This window comes from Algoriphagus aestuariicola, assembly GCF_017254835.1.
GTDB lineage: Bacteria > Bacteroidota > Bacteroidia > Cytophagales > Cyclobacteriaceae > Algoriphagus > Algoriphagus aestuariicola.
Genome location: NZ_JAFKCW010000002.1, coordinates 351,844 through 377,710 on the forward strand (window position 1 = coordinate 351,844; position 25,867 = coordinate 377,710).

A 25,867-nucleotide genomic window follows, 5' to 3' on the forward strand; every position below is an offset into this window, starting at 1 on the left:
ATCTGACCATGAAAAATAGATCAAAAATATATCCAATTAAATCTTGGCTTAGGACCGGGTCGCTTGCATTGGCGCTTGCCCTACCATTTTCCTGCCAAGATGCCCTACAGGAAGACGTGATCTCCCAAATTGGCAACGACTACATGAACACTCCAAAAGGCCTGGATGACGCCGTGAACGCCGCCTATACTTCTCTCAGAGCCTGGTACGGTACTGAAAGGGGGCACAACATGACCGAATTCGGTACAGACATCTACACCAACGGTGCGGATGGATCCTGGAAATTCATGAATACTTATACCAATGATTTCGACTCGCAAAATGGCCACGTTCGGGAGCTTTGGGATGAACTGTATCGGGGTATCAACACCTGCAACGCGGTCATTGACCGTTCGGTGAACGTTACAGGCCTAAATGAAGCTACCAAAAAGCAGCGAATTGCGGAGGTGAAGTTTATCCGAGCACATCACTATTTCCTGATGGTTCAGCTATTTGGAGCAGTGGACTTGCAGCTGTCCGAGAACCTCGTTCCAAACAAGGAAGTAAGTAGAGCACCAGTATCCGAGATCTATGCCTCTATCATAGCTGATTTGGAAGCTGCGATCCCAGATCTGGAAGCACTAAAAGCCTCCTCCCAGTATGGTCGTGTGACACGGCCAGCAGCCCAGCACCTCCTTGCCAAAGTCTATATGACCAAAGCAACTTCTGAAACGGCTGCAGCAGACGACTATGCCAAGGCAGAGCCTTTGCTCAATAGCGTGATCAACGACTATGGATTCTCTTTAATGCCTAACTTTGCACAGGTCCACCAGTTTGGAAATGAGCGTAACGACGAAGTGATTTGGGCAATCCAGTATACCCGTGATCCTTTGACAAACGGCGGTGGCAACAACTCTCACGTTTTCTTCCTGATGGAATACGACGTACAGCCCGGGATGAGGAGGGATGTTCAGAACGGAAGACCATTCAAAAGGTACCGGATGACCAACTACGCGATCAACACGGTATTTGGAGATCGGGTCAACGACAGCCGCTACAAAGCTTCCTTCAAAGACACCTACTACTCCAACAACCTCGGCACGAATAACGGAACGTTTAATACCAGCTTTGATAATTCCAAGCCGACAGTGACCTTCGCATTAGGTGACACGGCTATGTTTATCCCTGGATATGAAATGCCCCTAGAAGAGCGGGCAAAAAAACCATATCAGGTTTTGGTGCCAAGCAGATATGACGAGCGATTGTTTCCGGCTTTAACTAAACACATGGATCCGGGACGTGCAGATCTGACGCAGTTTGAAGGCGGTCGGGACTTCATCGCGATGCGATTGGCCGAGACCTACCTTTTGCTGGCTGAAGTCCAGCTGAAGTTGGGCAAGACGGCTGAGGCGACAGAGACCATCAATGTCGTCAGAAGAAGAGCTGCATTTCCGGGCAAGGAAGCTGCAATGGAAATCACCGCGGATCAGATGACCATGGATTTTCTGATGGAGGAAAGAGCCAGAGAATTGATCGGTGAGCAATTCAGATGGTTGGATCTGAAGCGTTGGGGAGTATTGGTGGAAAGAGTAAAGCTTCATAACGAACAAGCGGCTCCCAACATCAAAGACTACCATGTGCTGAGACCCATCCCGCAAAACCAGATAGACCGAACCCAGGGCGGCGCAAGCGCATTTCCCCAAAATCCCGGCTACTGATCCGACTGGCTTAAGAACAAAAAAAGGCTCCGAATATTCGGAGCCTTTTTTTGTTTTCAATCTATATGTTACGAATTGGACCTCGCTGCAATTGCATTTTTTTCCCCGCTCTATTCAGGTAAGACATTACTAGCATAAATGAGTGTTTTTCGGCATTTCCAACCAAACCAAAAACACACCTTCCATAAGGATTATCAACCGATTCATACGCGTCTGTTGATAGATTTTCCTGCTCTCCTTCTTCCGCAATCGATTTCGTGATTGAGCCTATGATTGGGTTGTCTGAGTTAAACGTACTAAATACCTTAATCCCGGTCATTTTGGAGCTTAAATCCATCACCTCCCTGATCGGATTTTTGACAAAAACATGAACCGTCCAATTAAACAACATAACCCAATAAACTATGCAAAAAAAACTCTACACCTACTGTGCAGTAGCGATGCTATGGGTTCTCAGCCTAGGAATGGCAAGAGCCCAAAATTCGCAGGTGTCCGGGACCATTACGGATGAAACCGGTACCGCAATGCCTGGAGTAACAGTCGTCCTAAAGGGCACGACAACCGGAACTACCACCGATTTGGATGGAAAGTACGCTATCTCTGTCCCCTCAGATGGAGTGCTGGTGTTTTCTTTTATCGGCTACGAGACAATAGAAGAAATCGTAGGAACACGCAGTAAAATTGACTTGGCCCTAAGTCCCGATTTGGCCGATCTGGAGGAAGTAGTAGTAATTGGATACGGTACGGCGAAAAAGAGGGATATCACCGGTGCCGTGTCCTCGGTGAACCCAACCAAGCTGGAAAACGAAAATCCCAACTCAGTACAGGATATCCTAAGAGGAAACGCCGCTGGTCTCAATGTTGGCCTCAGTACTTCGGCCAAAGGCGGTGGTAGCTTGGAAGTCAGAGGCAGAACATCCCTTACGGCTGGAAACAGCCCCTTGCTTGTATTGGATGGGGCAATTTACTACGGCGAGCTAGCCGATATCAACCCCAATGACATTGAAAATATCGAAGTGTTGAAGGACGCGAGTGCAGCGGCAGTTTTCGGTGCAAAAGCCGCCAACGGGGTAATTTTGATTACAACGAAAAAGGGGGCAAAAGGAAAGCCTACCATTAAGTTCAACCTAAATACCGGATTGGCTACCTTGGGTACATTTCCTGAGGTGTATGGGCCGGACGGATTCGTAGCTTGGCGGGAAGATGTCTTCAAAAGTATCAATGCAGGTGGCTACGAACCCTACGAATTTTCGGACCCAAGAACTCTTCCCAGTGACATCACTCTAGAAGAGTGGATGGCCTATGACGGTTCATCGGGCGATCCCGTGACGGTTTGGTTACAGCGCCTGAATATGCAGCCTGCAGAAATAGAAAACTACATAGCTGGAAAATCTGTGAACTGGAAGGATAAAATCTTCCAAACCGGTCTGCGGCAGGATTATACAGTCAGCCTCTCCGGAAGTTCTGAAAACATCAACTATTACTGGTCCCTAGGCTACCTTAATAACGAGGGGATCGTCATCGGTGATGAGTACGAGACCATCCGAAGCAGGGTAAATCTCGAGGGTAAAGTAAACAAGTGGCTTAGCGTCGGAGTAAATACCCAATTTGCAGTAAGTGATGATAGCCATGTGCCCATCGATGATGACCCAGCGCCAATGTATGCTAGCTGGGGATTGCTTCGCACCCTGTCTCCGTGGGGCTCCGAGTACAACGAGGATGGCAGCTATAAATGGAGGCCAAACGACGAAGCAAGCGGTGGAAATCACCCGCTTTATGCTATGAGCTTCACTGATCGCTATGAAAAAACCTTGACGCTGAATTCCACGATTTTCGCCTCAATTAAGCTACCCTTCGGCTTTAACTTCCGAACCAACTTTAGCCCTCGGTTTAGATATGAGGAACGTTTTTACCATCGATCTGCCGAACATGCTGAGTGGAGTGCGCAAGGAGGCGTGGCAAACCGAAGAAACCAAAAAGAATACTACTGGCAGATCGACAATATCCTGACCTGGCAGAAGACTTTTGGAGAAAAACACGACTTCAATGCTACATTCTTGGCCAATGCGGAGAAATTCCAGTATTGGTCCAACACGATGAACAACAACGAATTCGAGCCTACCGACCGACTTGGTTATCACAACATCGGCGCTGGTATCAACCCCATCATCAGCAGTAACGACGAATACAGCACGGGAGACGCTCTAATGGGACGATTGATCTACTCCTATGACGCGAAGTATTCGACTACTCTCTCAGTAAGGCGCGACGGCTACTCCGCATTTGGCGGGGCAAACCCAAGAGCCCTTTTTTACTCAGCAGCAGTGGGATGGGTATTTTCGGACGAAAACTTCATCAACATAGATTGGCTGGACTATGGCAAAATGCGAGTCTCTTGGGGAAGCAACGGTAACCGGGACATCGGTCGCTACGTGGCTCTTTCGGATCTTAACACAGGAAAATATTTCTACCAAACCCCTAGTGGCGAGCTCAATCTGGTCAACCAACTCTACGTGAACCGAATGGAAAACAAAAATCTCCAGTGGGAACGTACTGAGTCTTTCAACTTTGGCCTCGACTTCTCCATACTGAAAACACGCCTCTCCGGTACCCTTGAGGCCTACAAGATGTCTACCACAGACTTATTGGTACAGCGCGCACTTCCCAATTTCTTGGGTTTTGACAATGTGTATGACAACCTCGGACAAGTGGACAACAAGGGATTTGAGCTCACCTTGAACTCGACCAACATCGAAAAAACCAACTTCAGCTGGAGAACAACCGGCAACTTTCAGCTAAACAGAAACGAAATCGTGCACCTCTACGGCGACTATGATGAAAACGGCAAGGAGCGAGACGACATCACCAACCGATGGTTTATCGGGCATGCGATAGATGAAATCTGGAATTACAAAACCCAAGGGATCTGGCAAAGCAACGAGGAGGAAGAGGCGAAAAAATACGGTGTCCGTCCAGGAGACTTCAAGATCCAAGACGTGAATGGCGACGGACTCTACACTAACGCTGACAGACAATTTCAAGGGTTTACCCAGCCCAGATTCCGTTGGAGCTTACGAAACGAGTTTACCATCCTGAAAAACATCGACTTCTCCTTCATGATGTATTCCTATTGGGGGCATGAAAACACCTTCAATCAAATGAAAAACCGAGATGGCTTCCTGGACAGAACCAGCTCATACATTACTCCTTATTGGACAGAGGAAAATCCAAACAATGAATGGGCTAGACTCAATTCCAGCGAGGGCGGAGCTAGCGGTTTCAGCGTTTATCGCAAAAAGTCCTTTATCCGTCTCGAGAATATCTCACTCGCCTATACTTTCCCAACACAGCTGGTAGAAAAAGCCAATATGGCTAATGCACGCATGTACTTCAACATAAGAAACGTAGGCTACTATGCCCCTGAATGGGATTTCTGGGATCCTGAAAATTCCGGCCCAACCCCTCGCTATTTTACACTGGGACTCGATGTCACATTCTAAACCTAAAGAGCAACAGTAATATGAAAATACATATCAAATCTTTTTCCATAAAAACCCTATTGACAGGATTGATTCTAGCGGTGGCTCCAGGCTGTAGCGAAGATTGGCTGGATCCAAAACCCCTTTCTTTCTACACTCCGGAAAATACCTATAATGAAGCTAGCGGTCTCTGGGCTGCCTTGGTAGCCTGTGAGCGTAATATGCGTCATGAGTACACAGGTGATGGCTCACCGATCCTTACCGAGCATATCTTCTCAGAGGTGGCTGTCGAGGGTACTACCGACAAGACAGGCCCTGCTCAAGATATGAACCTCCTCATCACACCTGATGCACAATTAAACCACACCGATTTCAATCGAATCGGATGGTATTGGCTGGAAGGGTTCAAAGGCATCAAATATGCAAATACCGTCGTCTCCAGAATTGACGAGCCGCAAGACTATGAGTCCGAGGCAGAACGCAACCACATTTTGGCCACGGCTTATTTCCACCGGGCGCTACGGTACTACCGCTTAACCCAGCAGTTTGGCAATGTTCCTTTAATTCTCGAAGAAATCGTTAGCCCAAAGCTTGACTTCTTTTCCACCGACAGGAAAGTCATTCTTCGCAAAATGAAGGAAGACTTGGAGTGGGGCGAAGAGTGGATTCCAGACGGGCTCGATAGAGGCAGGGTGCCCAAAGGCGCTCTCCAGCACCTACTCATCAAGATCAATCTTGCTTTGGGTGATTTTCAAGATGCCTTGGATGTGGCTAACCGACTGATCGACCAAGGTCCCTATGCACTAATGACGAGGAGATTTGGCGTGGACGCCAACGATCCTACCAAAAACGTGATCTGGGATCTTCACCGACCAGAAAACAAATCCCTCGTGACCAACACAGAAGCTATCTTACTTGTAATGGATAGAGTAGACACAGAAGGCAACTCCAGTGGGATCATCTCGATGAGAAATGCAGTGCCATTCTGGGGCAGCAACATCAATACTCCGGCAGGTAACAAAGGAACTTCGGATCTTGCTACGGCCCCAATCAATCTTGTGACTACCTACGGAAGAGGTATTGGAAGACTGAGAGCCACCTGGTACCATCAGAGTATGATCTGGGATGACGAAAACGACCTGAGGCACGCTCCCGGGAACTGGATGGATATGACTGACTTGGTCTACAACAATCCGGGTATCAGTAACAATGACCCCTACTATGGGAAAAATTTACAGTTTAGAAATGACGCAGGAGTAGTATTGGCGGTAGACACCATCAGAAGCTGGTTTTCTTGGCCCCACTACAAGCTTTATGTCCCAGATCCCCAGCGAATTCAGCCTCAAGGCGGGCCTACGGACTGGTATGTCTTCCGACTTGCCGAGTCATATCTACTTAGGTCGGAGGCGAAATTCTGGTTGGGTGATTTGGCTGGTGCAGCTGAGGATTTGAATGCGGTCAGGACTCGGGCTGGAGCAGCTCCGTATACACCCGATAAAATTAACATCGGTACCATTCTGGACGAGCGAGCGCGGGAGCTTTATTACGAAGAGCCTAGGAAAACTGAATTGACGCGAATTGCGAGAATCTTCGCTCAGACCGGGAAGTCCGCGTATAATGGCAAAACCTATAACGAAGCGGACTTTTCCAGAGACAACTTCTACTATGATCGAATCATGGAAAAGACGGACTTCTACAACAAGGGCGTATTCACCCGGCATGGAGACACTTATACGCTAAGTCCATACCACGTCTTGTGGCCGGTTCCCCAAAGCTCGATTGATGGCAATACTCAAGGCCAAATCAACCAAAATGAAGGCTATTCCGGTTTTGAAAACAATGTCCCTCCTTTAACGACTATTGAAGAGGATTGACATACTACCTATAAAAAAGGCTCCGAATATTCGGAGCCTTTTTTATGTATTTCGCTATCGGTTAGTATTCCACCAAAGTACTCGCCCGAATCGTAATCTTCGAAGGGATGCTGATGGTCTGATTGGGAAGATCCGGCTGTCGTGGTTTGGTGAGCTTTTTGATCAAGAGCTTTGCGCACTCCTCGCCTATATTGAATGCCGGCTGGGTAATCGTCGTTAGCGAAGGCGTCAAAAGCCCCGCGATACTCAGATTGGAGAAGAAGCTGATGATCTTCAGGTCCTCAGGAATTTTAATGTCCGTCTTTTTCACTGCGTGATAGGTCGCCAAAGCCAGCTTTTCCACGGAAGAAACCAATCCGTCCGGCCTGTCTTCTGAGAGCAACAAATTCCGGATCGCCTCGATGTTTTTTTCTTCCTCATGCGCGCAGGTCACTTGAAGTGAGGGAGTCGGAGAAAGTCCCGCAGCCTTCAAAGCGTCCAAATACCCACGGTACCTTTCCTTGGTGATGGACAGTTCTTTGGAAAGCATCAGAAAAGCGATCTTTCTACAGCCCTGTTGGATCAAGTGTCGGGTACCCTCGAATGAGCTTTCGTAGTCGTTGGTAATGAATTTCGTCGTGGGGATGTTGTCGCATATCCGGTCAAAGAAAATCAATGGGAAACCTCGCTCATGCAATCTAGCCAAGTGGGAAATGTCACTCGTTTGGCTGGAAACGGACATCACTATCGCATCCGCTCGACCATTCATCAATAGATTGACGATCTTTTTTTCCCGCTCTACATCCTCGTGCGTGCTGTAAATCAAGAGGTGATACCCATGCTGGTGTGTGACTTCCTCTATCCCGTCAATTACCTTGGAGAAAAAGCTGCTCATCCGCTCCGGCATGACCACGGCGATGGTCTTGCTTTTGTTTTCTCTCAGGCTGCGGGCAAATGGATTGGGCTGATAGTTCAACTTTTCAGCCATGCTGACGACCTTCTTCTTGGTCTCCTCGCTGATTTCGTAGCTGTCATTGAGCGCCCGCGAAACCGTCGAAGGCGATAACTTCAGCTCCGCTGCCAGTTCTTTCAGATTGACTCCGGTACTCATCGGTATTGGTAGGTTTATTGTGCTTAGGGTTTATCGGACAATTTCCGTGCGTTAAAATAAATAAATTATTCCAGTAAAGTTATTTCGCAATCGTTTCCGTATTTTAATAAGGGATGGGGCCGATTTCAGGATAAATTAGCCTATCAAATTGATACTCGCTTTGCACTCATAATTGATATGATCCCTGTCCAAACCCAAAATTCATTCCTCACCGAAGATTTTTTGCTGCATTCTGATTTCGCTCGAATGCTGTACCATGACTATGCAAAAGATCTTCCTATAATAGACTATCACAACCATCTCCCCCCTGCTGAAATCGCGCAAAACAGAAAGTTTGAAAATATCAGCAAAATCTGGCTGGCTGGAGACCACTACAAGTGGCGCGCGATGCGTACCCTAGGCATTTCTGAAAAATACATCACCGGTGATGCTTCCGATACCGAGAAGTTTGACAAGTGGGCCCACACCGTTCCCTATACGATGAGGAATCCCCTCTACCACTGGACCCACTTGGAGTTGAGGAGGTATTTTGGGGTGGATGAACTGTTGACTTCTGCAAATGCGGCTGAGATCTATCTGCACACTACGGAGTTGCTTCAAAAGGATGAGTTTCGAGCGAGGGGCCTTTTGGAAAGAATGAATGTGGAAGTAGTCTGCTCTACAGATGATCCGGTGGATTCTTTGTCCGAACACAAGGACTATTTTCAGGCTAATGGCAAAGTGAAGCTTTATCCCGCCTTCAGACCCGACAAATCCTTCGCCATCGAAAATCCAGAAACTTATAAGGCCTATCTGACCAAGCTCGGAAACGTCGTTGGTTTCGAAATTTCTACATTTGACCATTTGGTAGAAGCGCTCTCCAATCGGGTGGATTTCTTCCACTCCATGGGATGCCGACTTTCTGACCACGGTATGGAAAAGCTCGTCTACTCTTCGGAAACCAAACTTTCCGCCGAAGGGATTCTTGTTAAAGTTCTCCGGGGCAACCATGCCACATCAGAGGAAATAGAATATTTCAAATACAAGGTTCTAAAGAAACTCTGCAAGATGTACCATGCTAAAGGCTGGGTACAGCAGTTTCATCTCGGCGCGCTACGAAATACCAATTCCCGCATGTTGAGAGTTTTGGGAGCGGACACCGGCTTTGATTCTATTGGAGACTTTGACCAAGCAAGAGCAATCGCTTCCTTCCTCAATGAACTGGATTCTTCCGACCAGCTGGCCAAAACGGTTCTCTACAATCTGAATCCGCGCGACAATGAGGTATTAGCTTCCATGATCGGCAATTTCAATGATGGCTCGATCAAAGGCAAAATCCAATTCGGATCCGGCTGGTGGTACCTGGATCAGAAGGATGGCATGGAAAAGCAAATGAATGCCCTTTCCAACATGGGATTGATCAGCTGCTTTATCGGAATGCTGACCGACTCCAGAAGCTTCCTGTCTTTTCCCAGACATGAATATTTCCGTCGTATCCTCTGCAACCTGATCGGCCAAGACGTGCAAAACGGCGAACTTCCCGCAGACGAAAAGTGGCTGGGACAGCTGGTTTCCGACATTTGCTACCACAACGCCAAAAACTACTTTGACTTCTCCCCTTCTAATTATCGCCTTTGATGAGTTTTTCTAATCTATTCTCCATAGAGGGAAAGAAAATCGCCTTCTCCGGTGCCACCGGAGTGCTAGGCAAAACCATGGCTCTACACTTGGCCTCAGCAGGTGCCGAATTGTTGATACTGGGCCGAACGCCCGAAAAAGTAAATGAACTCGTGACAGAGATCAAAGAAACAGGGGGGAAAGCCTGGGGCTATTTCGTAGATGTGACCGAGGAGGAATCCCTGTCAAAAGTCTCCGAAGTCATCGAGACCAAACACGGATATATCGATATTCTGATCAATTCTGCCGGAGGCAACATGCCTGGCGCTGTGGTAAGACCCGACCAAAACTTCTTGGATTTGGATACGCAGTCCCTTCGCAAGGTCATGGACCTCAACTACCTGGGTACAGTATTGCCTATCAAGGCTTTGCTTCCACTCATGCTCAAACAAGGTAAAGGCAACATCCTCAATATCAGCTCCATGGCCGCCACCCGACCTATGACACGGGTGATGGGCTATGCATCGGCAAAGGCGGCCATTGACAATCTAACTAAATGGCTCTCGGTAGAGCTGTGCCAGAAGCATGGACCGGATTTCAGGGTTAACGCCATCGCGCCTGGCTTCTTCTTGACAGAGCAGAACCGCACACTCCTGACCGAGGCGGACGGCAGTCTGACCCAAAGGGGAAACCAGATCATCACCCATACGCCGATGGGTCGATTTGGGAGACCCGAGGATCTGCTTGGAGCACTGCAGTGGCTGTGCAGTGATGCTTCGGCATTTGTGACGGGTACGATCGTACCGGTGGACGGCGGCTTTAGCGCCTATTCGGGCGTGTGATAAAACAACTAACAATTGGCTATTTGCCCAGAATTATCCCTTAACTTTTCACGCAGTAGCCAAAAACTCGATAACAATAAACCTTTAACCAATTCGCAATTTCCATGAGCATTAAAATGGAACAGACCATGCGCTGGTATGGTCCCAAAGATCCGGTAAGCCTGAGAGACATCAGACAGTCTGGCGCCACTGGCATCGTGACGGCGCTCCACCATATCCCAAACGGTGAAGTTTGGAGCCGTGAGGAGATTCAAATCCGTAAAAAAACCATAGAAGACGCCGGATTGACCTGGTCGGTCGTCGAGTCTGTACCTGTCCATGAGGTGATCAAGACCCGCACCGGTGACTATCTTCAAGTCATTGAAAATTATAAGCAGACTTTGCGGAATCTGGCAGCTGAGGGTGTCTTTACGGTATGCTACAATTTCATGCCTATCTTGGACTGGACCCGTACCAATCTCGAATTTGAGTTGGAAAACGGTGCGAAAGCGTTGCTTTATGAGAAAAAAGCGGTCCAAGCCTTCGACCTTTTCATCCTGCAGCGACCAGAGGCATCCAATGAATATTCTGCCGAAGAGATCGCTGAAGTGAAAGCCTATTACGAAGCACTTACGCCCGACGCCAAGCAGCTCATCATCGATAATATCCTAAAAGGCCTCCCTGGCTCTGAAATCGGCTATACAATGGATGAATTCAGGGCAATGCTGAAGACGTATGAAGGCATTGATGCAAAGAAGCTTGCCGAACACCTGCGGCTTTTCCTTGATGCGGTCACCCCTGTAGCGGAGGAAGTTGGCGTATTTCTATGCATCCATCCGGATGACCCACCATTTTCACTTTATGGCCTTCCTAGGGTGGTGAGTACAGCTTCGGATGCCCGTAGAATTCTTACAGAAACTCCTAGCCATCATAATGGATTGACCTTCTGCACGGGCTCCTACGGCGTTCGTGCGGACAATGACCTCCCTGCGATGGTAAAAGAGTTTGGAGATCGAATCCACTTTATACACCTGCGCAGTACGAAGCGGGATGCCGAGGGCAACTTCTTCGAAGACAACCATCTCGAGGGAAATGTGCCGATGGTATCGGTAATCAATGAGATCCTCCAAGTCCAGGAGAAAAGAGGTAAAAGTCTGCCCATGCGTCCCGATCATGGACACCAGATGCTCGACGATCTGCACAAGAAGACCAATCCAGGCTACTCTGCTATAGGCCGCCTGAAAGGTCTGGCTGAAATCCGCGGCGTGGAAGAAGCCTTGCTTTGGGTAAAAGAAAGTGGAAAGTAAATCAAGTAGATAAGCTCGAAATTCGGGTGAAGAGCGACCGACATCCCAGGTTTGGCTGCCTCAGTTCGGGATAAAAACAGCTCCAGCAACTGAGAAACAGGATTTCTTCCCCTATCTTTTACCCGTAAAATCCACTTGAATCAATTTCAGGTGGATTTTTGTTTTGTCGGACCATCTAAACCTACCATCCCATGACAGAGGACTTCTTGCCTATTCCGCCATTCTATTCCAAAATCCAGCAAGCCACCCTCGAAAGTGGCTTTTCCATGGCTTCCGACCTCTCCACCGGGAGTTTGCTTCGAACTCTGGCAGCCACCAAACCGAAAGGGAATTTCCTCGAACTGGGTACCGGAACTGGCCTCTCTACCTCCTGGATTTTGGACGGTATGGACTCAGGATCCAGCTTGGTCTCCATTGATTTTGACGAAGCATTTCTTTCTATTGCCCGAAAGTTTTTGGGCGATGATACACGACTTACACTGGAACTGATCGATGGGGAGAAATGGGTCGAATCAAATAGGGAGCAAACATTTGACTTTATTTTTGCCGACACTTGGCATGGTAAATACCTTTTGCTAGATGAGGTGCTGGAGATGCTTTCTCCGGGCGGACTTTATATTGTTGACGACATGCTGCCACAAGAAAACTGGCCAGAAGGCCATGCTGCGAAAGCGGAGAATTTTATCAAAAAGCTCGAATCCATGCCGAATTTGACGATTACCAAGCTGAATTGGTCCACTGGCATCATCATTGCAACGCGCAAATGGTAGAAGCTGTTTTTCGGGCTTCGCTTTAGTCAAACGCAATCTGAGATCTAATCCTCCGAAAGATTCGAGGCAAGGGGAAATTTCTGCGCTTGCTCTCCGTTTGGATAAATGTGATGTCGAATGCCAGTTTCTCTCAATAATTTGCAAACTCAGAAAGGACTAATCACCTCCCCAACGAAAATCACCCCTTTTCCTTACCAATGAATAAAACCTCCGCAGTCATTGTATTCGCTTTCATTACCCTTTTTTCACTCGGAACACTAGCCATGGTCAGCTACCAACCGGACTTGACAAAACGACTAAAACAAACCTATGGCACATTGATGGAGGATCCTGGGCCCAAAGACTCGATGGCTCTGCCTGTGCCTCCACGAGAAGAACCGCTCACGGACATCAAACTTCCCGACTTTTCCGGTAGACTTACAAAAGACTCCTACGACGATCACTTGAATGCAGCTGAATTAAAGGGGATTGGTTTGATTCTCGATGAAAGGCAACTCTTCAGTCTGGTGAAAAACAGAGTGCTGGTAGAGGCGAGCGAGGGAATCGGATACAAAGTCGATTCGCTGACGCATAGCTATCCCTACATCACCCTACATTCCAAAAAAGTGCTGGAAGAGCTTGGAAGAACATTTCAGGCAATGTCCGACGAAGAAAGGTACTTTACGGTAACTTCGACCACCCGCACCATGGAGCAGCAAAACAGGCTGAAAAGACGCAACCGCAACGCCACAAAAGGAGAAAGCTCCCATTCGTATGGGGTATCCTTTGACATCTCCTACATCCGCTTCAATGGCGAAAAGAACTATGACCGAAAAGCGCAAAAGGACTTAGAAGCAGTGCTCAAGCATTTTCAGAAGGAAAACAAAATCTTTGTCATCAAGGAAAGAAGGCAAGCTTGCTACCACGTCACCGTAAGGTGACGGAAATTACGACAAACCAAAAAAGACCGCTGAGAGGCGGTCTTTTTATATGCCATTGCGTGTGTCTCCACACGCAATTTTTCGATATCAATATCCCAACACCTTCAGCATGCTCTCCTCGGTCTGATCCTTAGCGAAGAGCCTATGGACGACCTTGCCGGTTTGGTCTCTGTCGATTAGGACGTGCTTGGGTGCTGGAATCAGGCAGTGCTGGATCCCACCATAGCCTCCAAGCGACTCTTGATAGGCTCCGGTGTGGAAGAAGCCGATATATTGCTTTCTACCAGGTTCTATCTTCGGAAGGTAAATATTATACTGGTGTGCTTCGGAGTTGTAGTAGTCCATGCTATCGCAGGTCAGACCGCCGAGCGAGATGCCTTGATAGGTCTCGTCCCAATTGTTCACCGCCAGCATGATGTATTTTTGATTTAGCCCCCAGCTGTCCGGCAATTGCGTAATGAAAGATCCGTCTATCATGTACCACAATTCCTTGTCATTTTGAAGCTTTTCCTCCAGTATCGAGTAGAGCACGGCACCGCTCTCCCCTACCGTATAGCTTCCGAATTCGGTGAAAATATTGGGCTCTGTCGTGTTGTTTTTGGCACACATCCACTTGATGTTTTTTACGATCTGATCTGCCATGTATTGGTAGTCGTAGTCGAAAAACACATTGGTCTTGATTGGCCAGCCACCTCCAATATCCATGGTATCCAGCGAAGGAGCGATCTTCTTCAGATCCACGTACTTCTGGATAAAACGGGTCAGTTCAGACCAGTAATAGGCTGTGTCTTTGATCCCTGAATTGATGAAAAAGTGAAGCATCTTCAGGCTGACCTGGGGATTGTTCTTGATTTTCTCTTCGTACAGGCTGATGATGTCGTTGTAGCGTACTCCAAGTCTGGAGGTATAAAAGCCAAATTTTGGCTCCTCGTCGGCTGCAATCCTGATTCCAACCTGGAAGGGCACTTTGACATGCTCCAAGTAATAGTCGATCTCACCGAGGTTGTCCAGAATTGGAATACAGTTTACAAAACCGTCATTCAGCAGTTCAGAGATGTATTTTTTGTAAAGCTCTCGCTTGAAGCCATTGCAAACTATGTAAGTTTCCTTGGTGATCTTCCCCTTGGCAAATAGACTTCTGATCAAAGGAATATCGAAAGTGGAAGAAGTCTCGATATGGATGTCATTCTTCAGCGCTTCGTCCAAGACAAAACTAAAATGAGAGGACTTGGTGCAATAACAGTAGGTATATTTCCCCTTATAGTCATGCGTTTGGATTGCATTGTTGAAAAAAGTCTTTGCATTCTGGATGCTTTCCGAAATCTTGGGCAAGTAGGTCAATTTGAGCGGCGTGCCGTAGGTTTCGATGATCTCCATCAGATTGACTCCATTAAAAAAGAGCTCATTGTTCTCAACATGAAACTCTCGGGTAGGAAAATCAAACGTCTGTTGGATCAGGTCAATGTATCTGTTCATTTACCAAGGGGTTAAATACATGAAATAAGGGTGCAAAAATTGCGCTTTTATCGGGGTTATTCAAATGCCCGCGAGAAAACTTCTGTCCTAGTAGAATGACTATGTTTGGCATTCGATGCGACCGTTAAAAAACCCAATATACCCACATCATATGAAAATGGGGCAAATCCGCGCCGGACTTGCCCCATTTAACGCAAGGTTAATAGTAAATTAATCCCAAGCTGCACCCTTTAGTGCGGAATGCAGCAGGGATTGTTCAGCTCTGAATCGCTTTTTGTTTTCGATCACTTGATCCAGAATCTCCTTGAAAGCCACCTCTCGCTTCAGCAACTCGATGATCCGGTTGAAAAAACGGACTACCTCGACCTTCTCCGACTGGAAAAAGGTAAAGAAAGCCTGGGCACGGTCAAAGTCGTAAATCAGGCTCAACGAGGAAGGCTTTCCAAGCAAGATCAATCCCCTGAACAGGGGCAACAGTTGCTCAAAACCACGCTCAAACCGGCACATCCCCTGCATCTGGTTGCCTACTTCCTGGGAAAAAATCTTGAGGATTACTTCCTTGCCCACAATGAATTGGGAGAGATCAGGTGAAGTAGATACAGTCCATGCATTGGACTTCAATTCGGTTTTGACTGGTTTTACTAAAGCGCTCATCGGAAATGATTTGTTGACGATAGACCAAAGGTAAGGGCCATATTTTTATTTTCCTATATTCCCTATAATTTTTATAGACTTTTGTTTTGATCTGTTGAAAAATTGCCCAAAATGGAATTCGGGGCTTTTTTCTAGTTTTACCTTCGAAACGAGAACCAATAAAAACCCAAATACCAAACCAGGGATGAGAAACATCAAACTTGTGGAAGTCCGCTCAGAAATCGCCGCGGGCACACGCGGTGCTAGTATGGGAGTAGATGCCCTCAAAATCGCCAGTCTCGACAAGCAGTCGGCATTTTTCACCCAATTTGATCCCATCGAGGTACCAGATGCCAACAGCTTCCTATGGAAGGGCAACAAACATCCACACGCCAAGTACATTGATGGAGTCTACCAGGTTTTGAAAAACGTCTATTCTACGATCGAGTCCCTTCGCTTGGAAAAAAAATTCCCCATTATACTCGCGGGAGACCACAGTACGGCAGCAGGTACCATCATGGGAATTAAGGCAGCACATCCGGAAAAGCGGCTTGGGATCATCTGGATCGACGCACATGCCGATCTTCATACCCCATTTACTACCCCTTCGGGTAATATGCACGGCATGCCGCTAGCCATGGCAGCGCAGCTCGACAACAGGGATTGTGAAGTCAATAGTCCTAGGGCAGAGACTATCATCTACTGGGAGAAAATCAAAAAAATAGGGGGCGATTTCCCAAAAATTGACCCAAAAGACATCGTCTATATTTCTGTCCGTGATACCGAAGAACCAGAGAACTATCTGATCCGAAAGTATGGGATAAATAATTTCAGCACGCAGGAGGTTCGGGAAAAAGGAATTGAAAAGGTAGCAGCCCAAGCGTTGGAAGTCCTGAAAGAATGTGAGCAAATCTATATTTCATTTGATGTGGACAGTCTCGATAGCTCTATCTCTGTCGGCACCGGAACCCCTGTGCCAAACGGTTTGACGATCCAGGAAGCGATCGAACTCAACGTCCGATTGATTCGGGACAGGCGGGTTTGCTGTTGGGAAATCGTCGAGGTCAACCCGACTTTGGACACGGAGAACACCATGGCCGAAGCCGCTTTCGAAGTCCTCGAAGCAACCACGAAGTCTTTGGTGGATTATTTTTAACTTTAACCGCAAAGGACGCAAGGATCATGACACAAAGGACGCAAAGATTTTCAACCTATGGACTTTGGACTTCATTCGGAAGATGAATTGGCTTCCAAGGTTATTGGAATGGCTATAGATGTCCATACCAAGCTTAGACCAGGATTGTTGGAAAATGCTTATAAGCAAGTGATGGCAAGGAAACTCCAAAACGCTGGCTTTTTTATTGAAGTCGAGAAGGCTTTGCCACTCGAATTGGATGATATCCGAATTGCAATGGCCTATAAAATCGATATTCTCGTGGAAAGGAAATTGGTCTTGGAACTTAAGTCGGTGGAGAGGCTCTCCGATCTTCACATGGCCCAGACGTTGAATTACCTGAAATTAGGAAAGTATAAACTCGCTCTTTTGATCAATTTTAACGTAACCCGCCTTAAATTCGGCCTTCAAAGAGTGATCAATAGCAAGTAGAAACCCTTTAATCATTCAAGAACGGTCACTTAGACCTATCGAACAATCTTAAATTGTTTAAACAAAAACCTTTGCGTCCTCTAAGCAAAACTTGGAGGACTTTGCGGCAAATAAAATGAACATACAAGACAAAATCATCCAGGGCATTCAGCTGGCCTTTCAGAATATCTACAACCATGAGCTCCCGCTGGAGCAGATCAGCCTCGCTCCTACGCGTAAAGAATTTCAAGGGACCTACACTTTTGTGGTTTTCCCCTTTTTGAAAATTTCCCAGGCAAATCCAGACACGACCGCCAAGCAGATCGGAGAATACCTCAAGGACAACCTCAGTGAGGTCGCGGACTTCAACGTGGTGAAAGGGTTTCTGAATCTGGTCCTGAACGAAACGCTTTGGGTCGACCTTTTCAAGCAGATCTACGAAAACCCAAACCTCGGCCAGCTTCCAGCCAATGGGCAAAAAGTGATGGTGGAGTACTCCTCCCCCAATACCAACAAGCCCCTTCACCTAGGGCATTTGAGAAACAACTTTTTGGGGTTCTCAGTCGCCGAGATACTGGCAGCCAACGGCTACGAGGTTATCAAGGCCAATCTGGTCAATGATCGCGGCATCCACATTTGCAAATCTATGGTGGCCTACCAGCATTTTGGAAATGGTGAGACCCCGGAATCTTCTGGACTCAAAGGAGACCATCTGGCGGGAAAATACTACGTGCTTTTTGACAAGGAATACAAAAAACAGATTGACGAATTGAAGGCTGCTGGCAAATCTGAGGAGGAAGCAAAGAAAAATGCGCCGATCCTTTTGGAAGCCCAAGACATGCTTCGCAAATGGGAGGCAAACGACAAGGAAGTTGTTTCTCTTTGGAAGCAGATGAACGAGTGGGTTTATGCGGGTTTCGAGGAGACTTACAAAAGAATGGGCGTAAGCTTCGACAAGTACTACTACGAGTCGGACACCTATCTTTTGGGTAAGGACATCGTCGAGGAAGGACTTGAAAAAGGCGTGTTTTTCAAAAAAGAAAACGGTTCGGTATGGGTGGATCTGAGCGATGAAGGTCTTGATGAGAAGCTCGTTCGACGAGGCGATGGAACCTCTGTTTACATCACTCAAGATCTGGGAACAGCCGATCTGAAATACAAGGACTTTCAAATAAACAAGTCTGTATATGTCGTTGGGAATGAACAGGATTACCACTTTGATGTCTTGTTCAAGATTATGCGAAAACTCGGCAGAACTTATGGGGACGGCCTTTATCATTTGTCCTACGGTATGGTAGATCTACCTACCGGCAAGATGAAATCGCGCGAAGGGACGGTAGTCGATGCCGACGACCTGATGCAGGAAATGGTCGAGACCGCTGAGCACCACACCAAGGAACTGGGTAAAATCGAAGGATTCACCGAGGAGCAGGCTCAGGAACTCTATCAAGTCCTCGGAATGGGTGCTTTGAAATACTTTCTGCTCAAGGTGGACCCGAAAAAGCGAATGCTCTTCAACCCACAAGAATCTATCGAATTCCAAGGCTATACGGGCCCATTTGTGCAATACTCCCATGCGCGTATTGCCGCCATCCTCAGGAAAGCCGATCAAATCGGCGTGGACTACCAGCATCCCGACTTTTCGGGGATCACAGCTGTAGCCGAGACAGAAACTGCCTTGATCTTCCTGTTGGACAGTTTTGAAAAGAAAATCAAATTGGCGGCGGACGAGTACTCTCCAGCAGTTATTGCACAGTATCTTTTCGATTTGGCCAAAGAATACAACCGCTTTTATGCAGATCTTCCTATCTTCCATGAAAAGGACCCGGCAATTCAAGCCTTTCGAGTGGCACTGTCAGCACTGACTGCCAAAACAATCAAAAAAGGAATGGGTTTACTTGGTATTGCGGTCCCAGAACGAATGTAATTATGAAAACACTTCTTGTACTCATCAGCACAATTTTGCTTGCCTCTGGTGACTTTCTGGGAAGACCAGCTAGTCAAGTAAAACTACAATCCCTATCCAACACTATGGCGGAAAGCTCATTTTACGATTTCAAACTCAAGGACATCAACGGTAAGGAAGTTGATTTCTCAGAATTCAAAGGCAAAAAACTCCTTTTGGTCAATGTCGCCTCCAAGTGCGGATACACCAAGCAGTATGCCCAGCTTCAGGAACTGTACGCGGAGCACGGTGACAAGATCACCATCCTCGGCTTCCCTGCCAACAACTTTGGCGGCCAGGAGCCCGGCTCAAATGAAGAAATCAAGGAATTCTGCTCGACAGAGTATGGCGTAACCTTCCCAATGTTTGAAAAGATCTCCGTTGCGGGATTTGACAAGCATCCACTCTATCGCTGGCTTTCGGATGCCTCTAAAAACGGGTGGAACAATGAAGAACCCAACTGGAACTTCTGCAAATACTTCGTCAACGAGAAAGGGGAATTGGTCAAGTTCTTCCCTTCAGCAGTTACACCTTTGGACGAAGAAATCCTTAAACTAATCGAAGCCTGATTCAAGAATTTACTCCTTGAAAAAAGAAATTACATCAAAAAAAGAAGCCTGGCTGCACGCGGTCAGGCTTCGTACTTTGCCCCTCGCCCTAGCCAGTATTTTTGCAGGTTCCTTCCTTGCGGCATGGCAGGAAGCGTTCAGATGGGAAATTCTCCTGCTGGCGGCACTGACCACGATCTGCCTACAGATTCTATCCAACCTGTCCAACGACTACGGAGACACGGTTCACGGGGCGGATTCGGCGGATCGGACCGGACCTGTCCGGGCCGTTCAATCAGGGATGATTTCCCTGAAAGAGATGAAGCGTGCGATGTATCTGTTCGGCATTTTGGCATTGGTTTCCGGCCTGCTTCTGGTCTACTCGGCGGTACAGGACTGGAAGCTGTTCGCGCTGTTTCTAGGCTTGGGACTAGCGGCGATCTGGGCGGCGATCACCTACACCTCCGGCAGCAATCCCTACGGCTACGCCGGATTGGGCGACATATCTGTGTTCATTTTCTTTGGTTTGCTGGGCGTACTTGGCACATTCTTTCTCCATACCCTGAGTTTCATGACGGCAAGCATTTGGATCGGCATCTCTCTGGGATTTTTCAGTACCGTCGTGCTTAACATCAACAACATCCGTGACATAGAATCCGATCAGAAAGCGGGGAAGAAATCCATCCCCGTTCGCTTTGGCAGAAAATCCGCCGTGGTTTACAATTGGACACTCTTGATCGGTGGCTATGTTTGCTTGGCTGTCTTTGCGGTGTCGACAGGGAAATATTACTCGCTCGCGGCTTTGCTTGCGATGCCGATCATGCTAAAAGTAGGTTTCGGCGTACAGCGTGCGCAATCGTCAGCGGAAACCGATCCTTTTTTGAAACGCATGGCGATCAGTACGCTCCTATGGGTGATGCTTTTTGGCATCGGTTTACTTTTTTAGTAAAAGCTATCAAAAATCATTTTCCTGTCGTTTTAAATAGCTAATTTAAAATCAACAAAAACAACCCTTTTAGCCATGATCAGAGTCTTAGTCCCTTTTGATTTTTCCTCAACAGCGCAACATGCCCTAAACTTCGCCACCAGCCTGACTGAAGTATACCACGAGGTTGAGCTGAGTGTCATCCACGTGGTAGAGACACCCGTGACCACAGGCATGGGAACCATGGGCGGCGGATTGGAGGCTATTCCCGACATCCAAAACCAGATTTTCTACATGGAGCTGGTGGAGACGCGCAAGCGACAGTTCAAAGAGTTGGAAGAAAGGTATGCGGATTCCAAATTTAAATTCAGGACCAAATTGGTTCTCGGTAATGTATTTAGAGGCATTAGCAACGCTATCCAGGATGAGGAACCCGACTTGGTCATCATGGGATCCAAAGGAACGTCCGGCTTTGAAGAAGTGCTAGTCGGCAGCAACACCGAAAAGGTCGTCAGAAATGCCTCATGCCCAGTCATTACCATCAAAGCGGAGACTCCCATCTCGTCGATGAAAAAGATCGTTTTTGCGTCCGACTTCAGGGAGTCAAACGATGAGGTGGCGAGCCGTATCAAGCGCATGCAAGCCATCTTTGATGCGGAATTCTATTTTGTAGCAATCAACACTCCAGGCAACTTCGAGACGACCCGAGAGTCTATGGAGAGGATTCGGGCTTTTGTCCAGAAATATAAATTTGAAAACATCAAAGCGGAGATCTACAATTCCCTGTCTGAGGAGTCCGGCATCATCGAGTTTGCGGACGACATCGATGCGGACATGATCGCCATGACCACACATGGTCGCACGGGCCTGCTCCACCTGATCACCGGCAGTATCGCAGAGGATGTAGTCAACCATTCAAAAAGACCCGTCTGGACTTACAAAACCAAGTAATTCACCGTTAACTTTGAGGCCCTCACTTCGGTGTGGGCCTTTTTAGTTTCCCTATGGCAAAGAAAAACAACGACTGGAAAAAACGCGACGGAGTCGTTTACTCAACAAGCGACGATTTTGAATACAACTTCGGAAATCAGGACGATGCCGAAACCCTCCCTCCTGCCCAACAGAAGCTGAAGGTTTTGCTCGACAAAAAAGCCCGTGCGGGTAAACAGGTAACCTTGGTTGAGGGTTTTGTCGGAACCGAGGACGATCTCAAAGAATTGGGCAAATTGCTGAAAAACAAATGCGGAGTTGGCGGCTCAGCCAAAGATGGAGAAATCCTTATCCAAGGCGATCATCGGGACAAAGTACTTCAGGTCCTACAGCAGGCCGGCTACGGAGCCAAAAAGTCAGGCGGCTGATTTCGGTTATTTTTCACCTTCAATCTCGTCCAGCAAAGCTTCATACCAAGCTTCGCCATACTTCCTGACCAGCGAGTCTTTGAGAAAGCGATACAAAGGAACCTTGAGGCTTTGTCCCAATTGACAAGCAGGATCGCAGATATGCCATCTGTCGTAGTTGAGCGCATCAAACTGATCGTACTTGGTGACTCGGATCGGATAGAGATGGCAGGATATGGGCTTCTTCCATGAGATTTTACCCGCTATGTAGGCCTGTTCGATTCCGCATTTAAGGATTCCCCGCTCATCGTACAGGGCGTAGGCACACTCCCGGTTGTCGCCTATGGTAGGTGTCCCTTTGTCACCGTCTTTGTCTATCACCCAAACTCCCTGCTGGGCAATAGCCTGGCGTCCTTCCTCGGTGATGTAATCTTTGACAATGGGATAGATTTGTTCCAAGATCTGGGTTTCTTCATCCTCCAATGGCGCACCTGCATCTCCCTCTACACAACACGCTCCTTTGCAGGCCTCCAGGTCACAGACAAAGAAGTTTTCTTTGATATCGTCAGACAGCACGGCATTTCCTACCAGAATCATACGTTTGGATTGTTTCCGTAAAGGTAAAAATCTATGCTTGCCGATCCTATCATTTCGTCTTACATCATGCTCATTCGTAGGATCGAGTAGGAACTACGGAGCTGACAGAATTGATGACGCAGGCCCAAATTGCTAATCCTCCAGCCTATAGATCTCCATTACGCCTTCCAGCACTTTCCTAAAGTCGATTTTCAAATCGACCAGCTTGCCGGACTTGATGTCAAAGACCCAGCCATGGATCTGCATTCCTCTTTTCCGAATGGCGCTTTGTACCGCAGCCATCTTGATCACGTTGATCGCCTGCTCTTCCACATTGAGTTCGACCAGTCTATCATAGCGTCGGTGATCGTCATCAATGGCGTTTAGTTCGTCCTTGTGAGCTCGGTAAACATCCCTGATGTTCCGTAACCATGGATTTAGGATTCCAAGATCCTTTGCCTCCATTGCCGCCTTGACTCCGCCGCAGCCGTAATGCCCACAAACCACCACGTGATTGACCTCAAGATATTTTACCGCATAGTTAATCACGCTCTGGGCATTCAGATCTATGGCGTTGACGACATTGGCGACGTTGCGATGTACGAAGAGCTCACCGGGCTGCATGCCCATCAGGTCCTCTGCAGTCACCCGGGAATCTGAGCAGCCGATATAGAGCACATCTGGTTTTTGGCCTTTGGCGAGGTTTTCAAAGTAGCCGGGGTCATTCTCAGTTTTGGATTGAATCCACTTTTCGTTGTTTTCAAAAATCTTGGATATGTCCATCTAAATATTCTTTTGGTTAATTGCTTTGACTATGATAAAGCAAAAAAATGGGAGTGGCAACCCCGAGGTCTCCAAAAAGAACTAGATTTCTTTTCATATCGCTTCTGTTCCAATAAAAATAACAAAACCCTCCAAATCTCTCCGGAGGGTTCGTAAATCCTAACCCTTCGACTCGGCTCAGGGTGACAATGATAATCCTAATTTAAACTTTTGGCACATTCCAGCCATTGTGGTAATGTGCCTTCATCAGCTGATTGGCTTCCGAGTCAGTAAACTGGTTTTTGCCAGCATCCCAATACACCTTCTTGCCGGTTTTATAGGCGATATTACCCATCTGGGCGTTGATCGCGGCGACCGAACCGGTTTGGATTGCACATTTGAGCTTGCTTGGATCGTTGGCCAAGACAGATTCCACAAAGTTGTTGGCATGGTGGTCCAGCGCATTTCCCTGAGGCTTGGTATGGGCTACCTCGTCCACTTTATTTTTCCGCTGCCCGTCTACCATTTCCGTTTCCGGAATGACTTTCCAGCCTCCCCGATTGACGACAAGAGTCGCATTGTTTCCTATAAACGCAATGCCTTCGGTCGTACCATAGTTACCGCCATCTATGCCAGTGGCATGTTCCCAAAGCATGTTGAACCCATCGTATTCATAGACAGTCTGCAGCGTGTCTGGAGTTTCAGAGGCGTCATTAGGATAGGCAAATTTCCCACCGGAAGCCATTACTGACTTTGGAGCGCTCACACCCATCGCGTAGAGCGCGATGTCGATTTCATGCACGCCCCAGTCCGTCATCAGTCCACCCGCGTAGTCCCAAAACCAACGGAAGTTAAAATGGAAGCGGTTGGGATTAAATGGTCTTTTCGGAGCCGGGCCGAGCCACATGTCATAGTCCACCCCAGCAGGTGCAGGCCCATCAGGCATTACCGGAACCGGCTTCATCCAACCTTGGTAAGCCCAACACTTTACCAAACGGATCTGGCCGAGTTTACCTGACTTGACGTATTGGATGGCCTCGTCATACTGCGAACCCGAGCGCTGCCATTGCCCTACTTGTACGACCTTACCATAACGCTCTTGTGCCTTAACCATGATCTGGCATTCTTCAATGGTATTGGCGATGGGTTTCTCCACATAGACATGTTTGCCGGCAGATACCGCGTCGACCATGTTCAGACAATGCCAGTGATCCGGTGTGCCAATGATCACTACATCAATGTCTTTATCCTCGAGGAGTTTGCGGTAGTCTTTGTACTGTGTTGGACGCGTGCCGCGAAGCTTGAATACATCTTCGGTTCTTTGATCGAGCACGGATTGGTCAATATCCGCCAATGCCACGCAATTGACATTGGGGATCTTGAGATGGGCATTCATATTGGACCAGCCCATGCCTTTGCAGCCGATCAGGCCGTAGTTGATCTGGTCAGAAGCTTTGATTTTCCGGGTGAAAGTCCCGAAATCCGCAGCGGTGAGGACCGAGGGCATGCTCAGCCCCGCTCCCAGCAGCATGGTATTTTGGAGGAATTTTCTTCTTGAAGACATAGGTTGTTTAGGGTTAATTGTCAATTTTCAAAAAGTAGGCAGTGACAGTAGGCTGTTTGCAGGCTTACTGCTTACTGATTACTAAACACTGCCAACTGATTAAAGCGGTCTCACCCAGATATTTCTGAATCTTACCGGATTGCCGTGGTCTTGGAGTTTGATAGGAAGTTCTTCCGCATGAGCCTTGTAGTTTGGAATGCCGATATATTCGGTTGGGCCTCTCAGGATCACGTTGTTTTGTACCAATACGCCATTGATCAACAAGGTCACTGTCGCAGGGGAAGTCACCATGCCATTTTTGTCAAATCGTGGCGCTTTGAAGATGATATCATAATAGTTCCACTCGCCTGGAGCTCTCAGCGGATTCACCAGTGGAGGATGCTGCTTGTAGATCGAACCTGCTTGGCCGTTGGTGTAGGTCTTGCTTTCGTAGCTGTCCAGCACTTGGACCTCATACATGCCCATCAAGAAAAAACCAGAGTTACCACGACCTTGGCCCTCGCCAACGATCTCGGTAGGGGCTGACCACTCCAAATGGTACTGCGCATCACCAAAAGCCTGCTTGGACTGGATGTCTCCTTTTCCTCTTGCTACCACCAGTTCACCGTTTTCAATCGTCCACTCCGCCGGGCCATTTCCTTCTTTGGCACTGACAAAGCCGTTTAGATTTTTCCCGTCAAAAAGGACAATTGCATCCGAAGGAGGCGCGGTATTATTTGCTCCGGGAGTGATTTTCGGAGGCACTGGGGTGTAAAACTCGGTCGCCTGAGGCGGCAATTTGGGGGGAGTTTGCTCCTGAGCCAAAGACACGGAACTCAATGATAGGCCCATTGCTAGCAGCGATATGGCGAATACTTGCTTGTTCATACAATAGATTATTTTAGGAAATGAATGTTAACCCGATAAATTACAGGAAAAATGCCGTGAATCGGAAAGCCGTTGATGGATTTTTACGGGAATTG

Annotated in this window: 22 protein-coding genes; 15 read left to right on the top strand and 7 right to left on the bottom strand. The window is 47.6% G+C overall.

The genetic code is table 11. The annotated features are described in order from the left end of the window. The first annotated feature begins 8 nt into the window (after window positions 1–8). The 3 genes from J0A67_RS08765 to J0A67_RS08775 all read left to right on the top strand — a co-directional run bounded on the left by J0A67_RS08765 (window position 9) and on the right by J0A67_RS08775 (window position 7,050). Window positions 9–1,697 (top strand): RagB/SusD family nutrient uptake outer membrane protein, encoded by a 1,689-nt coding sequence (locus J0A67_RS08765; protein WP_206568935.1) that lies wholly within the window; start codon window positions 9–11, stop codon window positions 1,695–1,697. 404 nt (window positions 1,698–2,101) lie between these two features. After that, window positions 2,102–5,197, top strand: a complete 3,096-nt coding sequence (locus tag J0A67_RS08770; protein WP_241265122.1) for a SusC/RagA family TonB-linked outer membrane protein — start codon at window positions 2,102–2,104, stop codon at window positions 5,195–5,197. 20 nt (window positions 5,198–5,217) lie between these two features. Beyond that, on the top strand, window positions 5,218–7,050 hold the full coding sequence (locus J0A67_RS08775) for a RagB/SusD family nutrient uptake outer membrane protein (RefSeq protein ID WP_206568936.1): 1,833 nt from the start codon (window positions 5,218–5,220) through the stop codon (window positions 7,048–7,050). 61 nt (window positions 7,051–7,111) lie between these two features. On the opposite strand, the gene J0A67_RS08780 is transcribed toward J0A67_RS08775, so the two are convergent. Then, complete coding sequence (locus tag J0A67_RS08780) at window positions 7,112–8,140, bottom strand: LacI family DNA-binding transcriptional regulator (RefSeq protein WP_206568937.1); 1,029 nt, start codon at window positions 8,138–8,140, stop codon at window positions 7,112–7,114. 177 nt (window positions 8,141–8,317) lie between these two features. Between J0A67_RS08780 and uxaC the strand changes: the two genes are divergently transcribed. The 5 genes from uxaC to J0A67_RS08805 all read left to right on the top strand — a co-directional run bounded on the left by uxaC (window position 8,318) and on the right by J0A67_RS08805 (window position 13,554). After that, window positions 8,318–9,757, top strand: coding sequence for a glucuronate isomerase (gene uxaC / locus J0A67_RS08785; protein ID WP_206568938.1), 1,440 nt, complete (start codon window positions 8,318–8,320; stop codon window positions 9,755–9,757). Continuing rightward, a complete protein-coding gene (locus tag J0A67_RS08790; protein ID WP_206568939.1) occupies window positions 9,757–10,578 on the top strand; it encodes an SDR family oxidoreductase in 822 nt (273 codons plus the stop codon). The genes uxaC and J0A67_RS08790 overlap by 1 nt, the downstream gene beginning before the upstream one ends. A 104-nt stretch (window positions 10,579–10,682) precedes the next feature. Beyond that, window positions 10,683–11,864, top strand: a complete 1,182-nt coding sequence (gene uxuA / locus J0A67_RS08795; protein WP_206568940.1) for a mannonate dehydratase — start codon at window positions 10,683–10,685, stop codon at window positions 11,862–11,864. 191 nt (window positions 11,865–12,055) lie between these two features. Further along, window positions 12,056–12,634: an O-methyltransferase gene (locus J0A67_RS08800; RefSeq protein WP_206568941.1), complete on the top strand. Its 579-nt coding sequence runs from the start codon at window positions 12,056–12,058 to the stop codon at window positions 12,632–12,634. A 197-nt stretch (window positions 12,635–12,831) separates the two neighbouring features. Then, a complete protein-coding gene (locus J0A67_RS08805; RefSeq protein WP_206568942.1) occupies window positions 12,832–13,554 on the top strand; it encodes a DUF5715 family protein in 723 nt (240 codons plus the stop codon). Between the two features lie 87 nt (window positions 13,555–13,641). Here J0A67_RS08805 and J0A67_RS08810 read toward each other — a convergent pair whose 3' ends face one another. Both J0A67_RS08810 and J0A67_RS08815 read right to left on the bottom strand, forming a co-directional pair. After that, window positions 13,642–15,030: an arginine decarboxylase gene (locus J0A67_RS08810; RefSeq protein ID WP_206568943.1), complete on the bottom strand. Its 1,389-nt coding sequence runs from the start codon at window positions 15,028–15,030 to the stop codon at window positions 13,642–13,644. Window positions 15,031–15,240: 210 nt separating this feature from the next. Continuing rightward, on the bottom strand, window positions 15,241–15,684 hold the full coding sequence (locus J0A67_RS08815) for a hypothetical protein (RefSeq protein WP_206568944.1): 444 nt from the start codon (window positions 15,682–15,684) through the stop codon (window positions 15,241–15,243). 184 nt (window positions 15,685–15,868) lie between these two features. Between J0A67_RS08815 and rocF the strand changes: the two genes are divergently transcribed. From rocF to J0A67_RS08850, 7 genes are all read left to right on the top strand, one after another. After that, window positions 15,869–16,819 (top strand): arginase, encoded by a 951-nt coding sequence (gene rocF / locus J0A67_RS08820; RefSeq protein ID WP_206568945.1) that lies wholly within the window; start codon window positions 15,869–15,871, stop codon window positions 16,817–16,819. Between the two features lie 57 nt (window positions 16,820–16,876). Continuing rightward, window positions 16,877–17,269 (top strand): GxxExxY protein, encoded by a 393-nt coding sequence (locus J0A67_RS08825; protein WP_206568946.1) that lies wholly within the window; start codon window positions 16,877–16,879, stop codon window positions 17,267–17,269. Between the two features lie 115 nt (window positions 17,270–17,384). Beyond that, window positions 17,385–19,175 carry an arginine--tRNA ligase gene (gene argS, locus J0A67_RS08830; RefSeq protein WP_206568947.1) on the top strand — a complete coding sequence of 597 codons (1,791 nt, stop codon included), beginning with the start codon at window positions 17,385–17,387 and terminating at the stop codon, window positions 19,173–19,175. A gap of 2 nt (window positions 19,176–19,177) precedes the next feature. Then, entirely contained in the window at window positions 19,178–19,762 is a 585-nt protein-coding gene (locus J0A67_RS08835) for a glutathione peroxidase (protein WP_206568948.1), read from the top strand. A gap of 16 nt (window positions 19,763–19,778) precedes the next feature. Continuing rightward, window positions 19,779–20,687 (top strand): 1,4-dihydroxy-2-naphthoate polyprenyltransferase, encoded by a 909-nt coding sequence (locus J0A67_RS08840; RefSeq protein ID WP_206568949.1) that lies wholly within the window; start codon window positions 19,779–19,781, stop codon window positions 20,685–20,687. Between the two features lie 75 nt (window positions 20,688–20,762). After that, entirely contained in the window at window positions 20,763–21,617 is an 855-nt protein-coding gene (locus J0A67_RS08845) for a universal stress protein (protein ID WP_206568950.1), read from the top strand. Between the two features lie 53 nt (window positions 21,618–21,670). Next, window positions 21,671–22,024, top strand: coding sequence for a translation initiation factor (locus J0A67_RS08850; RefSeq protein WP_206568951.1), 354 nt, complete (start codon window positions 21,671–21,673; stop codon window positions 22,022–22,024). A gap of 6 nt (window positions 22,025–22,030) precedes the next feature. Here the strand turns inward: J0A67_RS08850 and J0A67_RS08855 are convergent, their stop codons facing one another. The 4 genes from J0A67_RS08855 to J0A67_RS08870 form a co-directional block, all read right to left on the bottom strand. After that, window positions 22,031–22,600, bottom strand: coding sequence for a DUF3109 family protein (locus tag J0A67_RS08855; protein ID WP_206568952.1), 570 nt, complete (start codon window positions 22,598–22,600; stop codon window positions 22,031–22,033). Between the two features lie 132 nt (window positions 22,601–22,732). Continuing rightward, window positions 22,733–23,362 (bottom strand): carbonic anhydrase, encoded by a 630-nt coding sequence (locus J0A67_RS08860; RefSeq protein WP_206568953.1) that lies wholly within the window; start codon window positions 23,360–23,362, stop codon window positions 22,733–22,735. Window positions 23,363–23,564: 202 nt separating this feature from the next. Then, complete coding sequence (locus J0A67_RS08865) at window positions 23,565–24,905, bottom strand: Gfo/Idh/MocA family protein (protein WP_206568954.1); 1,341 nt, start codon at window positions 24,903–24,905, stop codon at window positions 23,565–23,567. A 99-nt stretch (window positions 24,906–25,004) separates the two neighbouring features. After that, on the bottom strand, window positions 25,005–25,772 hold the full coding sequence (locus J0A67_RS08870) for a 3-keto-disaccharide hydrolase (RefSeq protein ID WP_206568955.1): 768 nt from the start codon (window positions 25,770–25,772) through the stop codon (window positions 25,005–25,007). Between the last annotated feature and the right edge of the window lie 95 nt (window positions 25,773–25,867).

What these genes read in the sequence shown, in the direction of transcription:
- J0A67_RS08815 (WP_206568944.1), bottom strand. Translation starts at nt 15,684, where the DNA reads ATGAGCGCTTTAGTAAAACCAGTCAAAACCGAATTGAAGTCCAATGCA.
- J0A67_RS08810 (WP_206568943.1), bottom strand. Translation starts at nt 15,030, where the DNA reads ATGAACAGATACATTGACCTGATCCAACAGACGTTTGATTTTCCTACC.
- J0A67_RS08800 (WP_206568941.1), top strand. Translation starts at nt 12,056, where the DNA reads ATGACAGAGGACTTCTTGCCTATTCCGCCATTCTATTCCAAAATCCAG.
- J0A67_RS08850 (WP_206568951.1), top strand. Translation starts at nt 21,671, where the DNA reads ATGGCAAAGAAAAACAACGACTGGAAAAAACGCGACGGAGTCGTTTAC.
- J0A67_RS08780 (WP_206568937.1), bottom strand. Translation starts at nt 8,140, where the DNA reads ATGAGTACCGGAGTCAATCTGAAAGAACTGGCAGCGGAGCTGAAGTTA.
- uxaC (WP_206568938.1), top strand. Translation starts at nt 8,318, where the DNA reads ATGATCCCTGTCCAAACCCAAAATTCATTCCTCACCGAAGATTTTTTG.
- J0A67_RS08825 (WP_206568946.1), top strand. Translation starts at nt 16,877, where the DNA reads ATGGACTTTGGACTTCATTCGGAAGATGAATTGGCTTCCAAGGTTATT.
- J0A67_RS08770 (WP_241265122.1), top strand. Translation starts at nt 2,102, where the DNA reads ATGCAAAAAAAACTCTACACCTACTGTGCAGTAGCGATGCTATGGGTT.
- J0A67_RS08835 (WP_206568948.1), top strand. Translation starts at nt 19,178, where the DNA reads ATGAAAACACTTCTTGTACTCATCAGCACAATTTTGCTTGCCTCTGGT.
- J0A67_RS08860 (WP_206568953.1), bottom strand. Translation starts at nt 23,362, where the DNA reads ATGGACATATCCAAGATTTTTGAAAACAACGAAAAGTGGATTCAATCC.
- uxuA (WP_206568940.1), top strand. Translation starts at nt 10,683, where the DNA reads ATGAGCATTAAAATGGAACAGACCATGCGCTGGTATGGTCCCAAAGAT.
- argS (WP_206568947.1), top strand. Translation starts at nt 17,385, where the DNA reads ATGAACATACAAGACAAAATCATCCAGGGCATTCAGCTGGCCTTTCAG.
- J0A67_RS08865 (WP_206568954.1), bottom strand. Translation starts at nt 24,905, where the DNA reads ATGTCTTCAAGAAGAAAATTCCTCCAAAATACCATGCTGCTGGGAGCG.
- J0A67_RS08765 (WP_206568935.1), top strand. Translation starts at nt 9, where the DNA reads ATGAAAAATAGATCAAAAATATATCCAATTAAATCTTGGCTTAGGACC.
- J0A67_RS08790 (WP_206568939.1), top strand. Translation starts at nt 9,757, where the DNA reads ATGAGTTTTTCTAATCTATTCTCCATAGAGGGAAAGAAAATCGCCTTC.
- J0A67_RS08870 (WP_206568955.1), bottom strand. Translation starts at nt 25,772, where the DNA reads ATGAACAAGCAAGTATTCGCCATATCGCTGCTAGCAATGGGCCTATCA.
- J0A67_RS08775 (WP_206568936.1), top strand. Translation starts at nt 5,218, where the DNA reads ATGAAAATACATATCAAATCTTTTTCCATAAAAACCCTATTGACAGGA.
- rocF (WP_206568945.1), top strand. Translation starts at nt 15,869, where the DNA reads ATGAGAAACATCAAACTTGTGGAAGTCCGCTCAGAAATCGCCGCGGGC.
- J0A67_RS08805 (WP_206568942.1), top strand. Translation starts at nt 12,832, where the DNA reads ATGAATAAAACCTCCGCAGTCATTGTATTCGCTTTCATTACCCTTTTT.
- J0A67_RS08855 (WP_206568952.1), bottom strand. Translation starts at nt 22,600, where the DNA reads ATGATTCTGGTAGGAAATGCCGTGCTGTCTGACGATATCAAAGAAAAC.
- J0A67_RS08845 (WP_206568950.1), top strand. Translation starts at nt 20,763, where the DNA reads ATGATCAGAGTCTTAGTCCCTTTTGATTTTTCCTCAACAGCGCAACAT.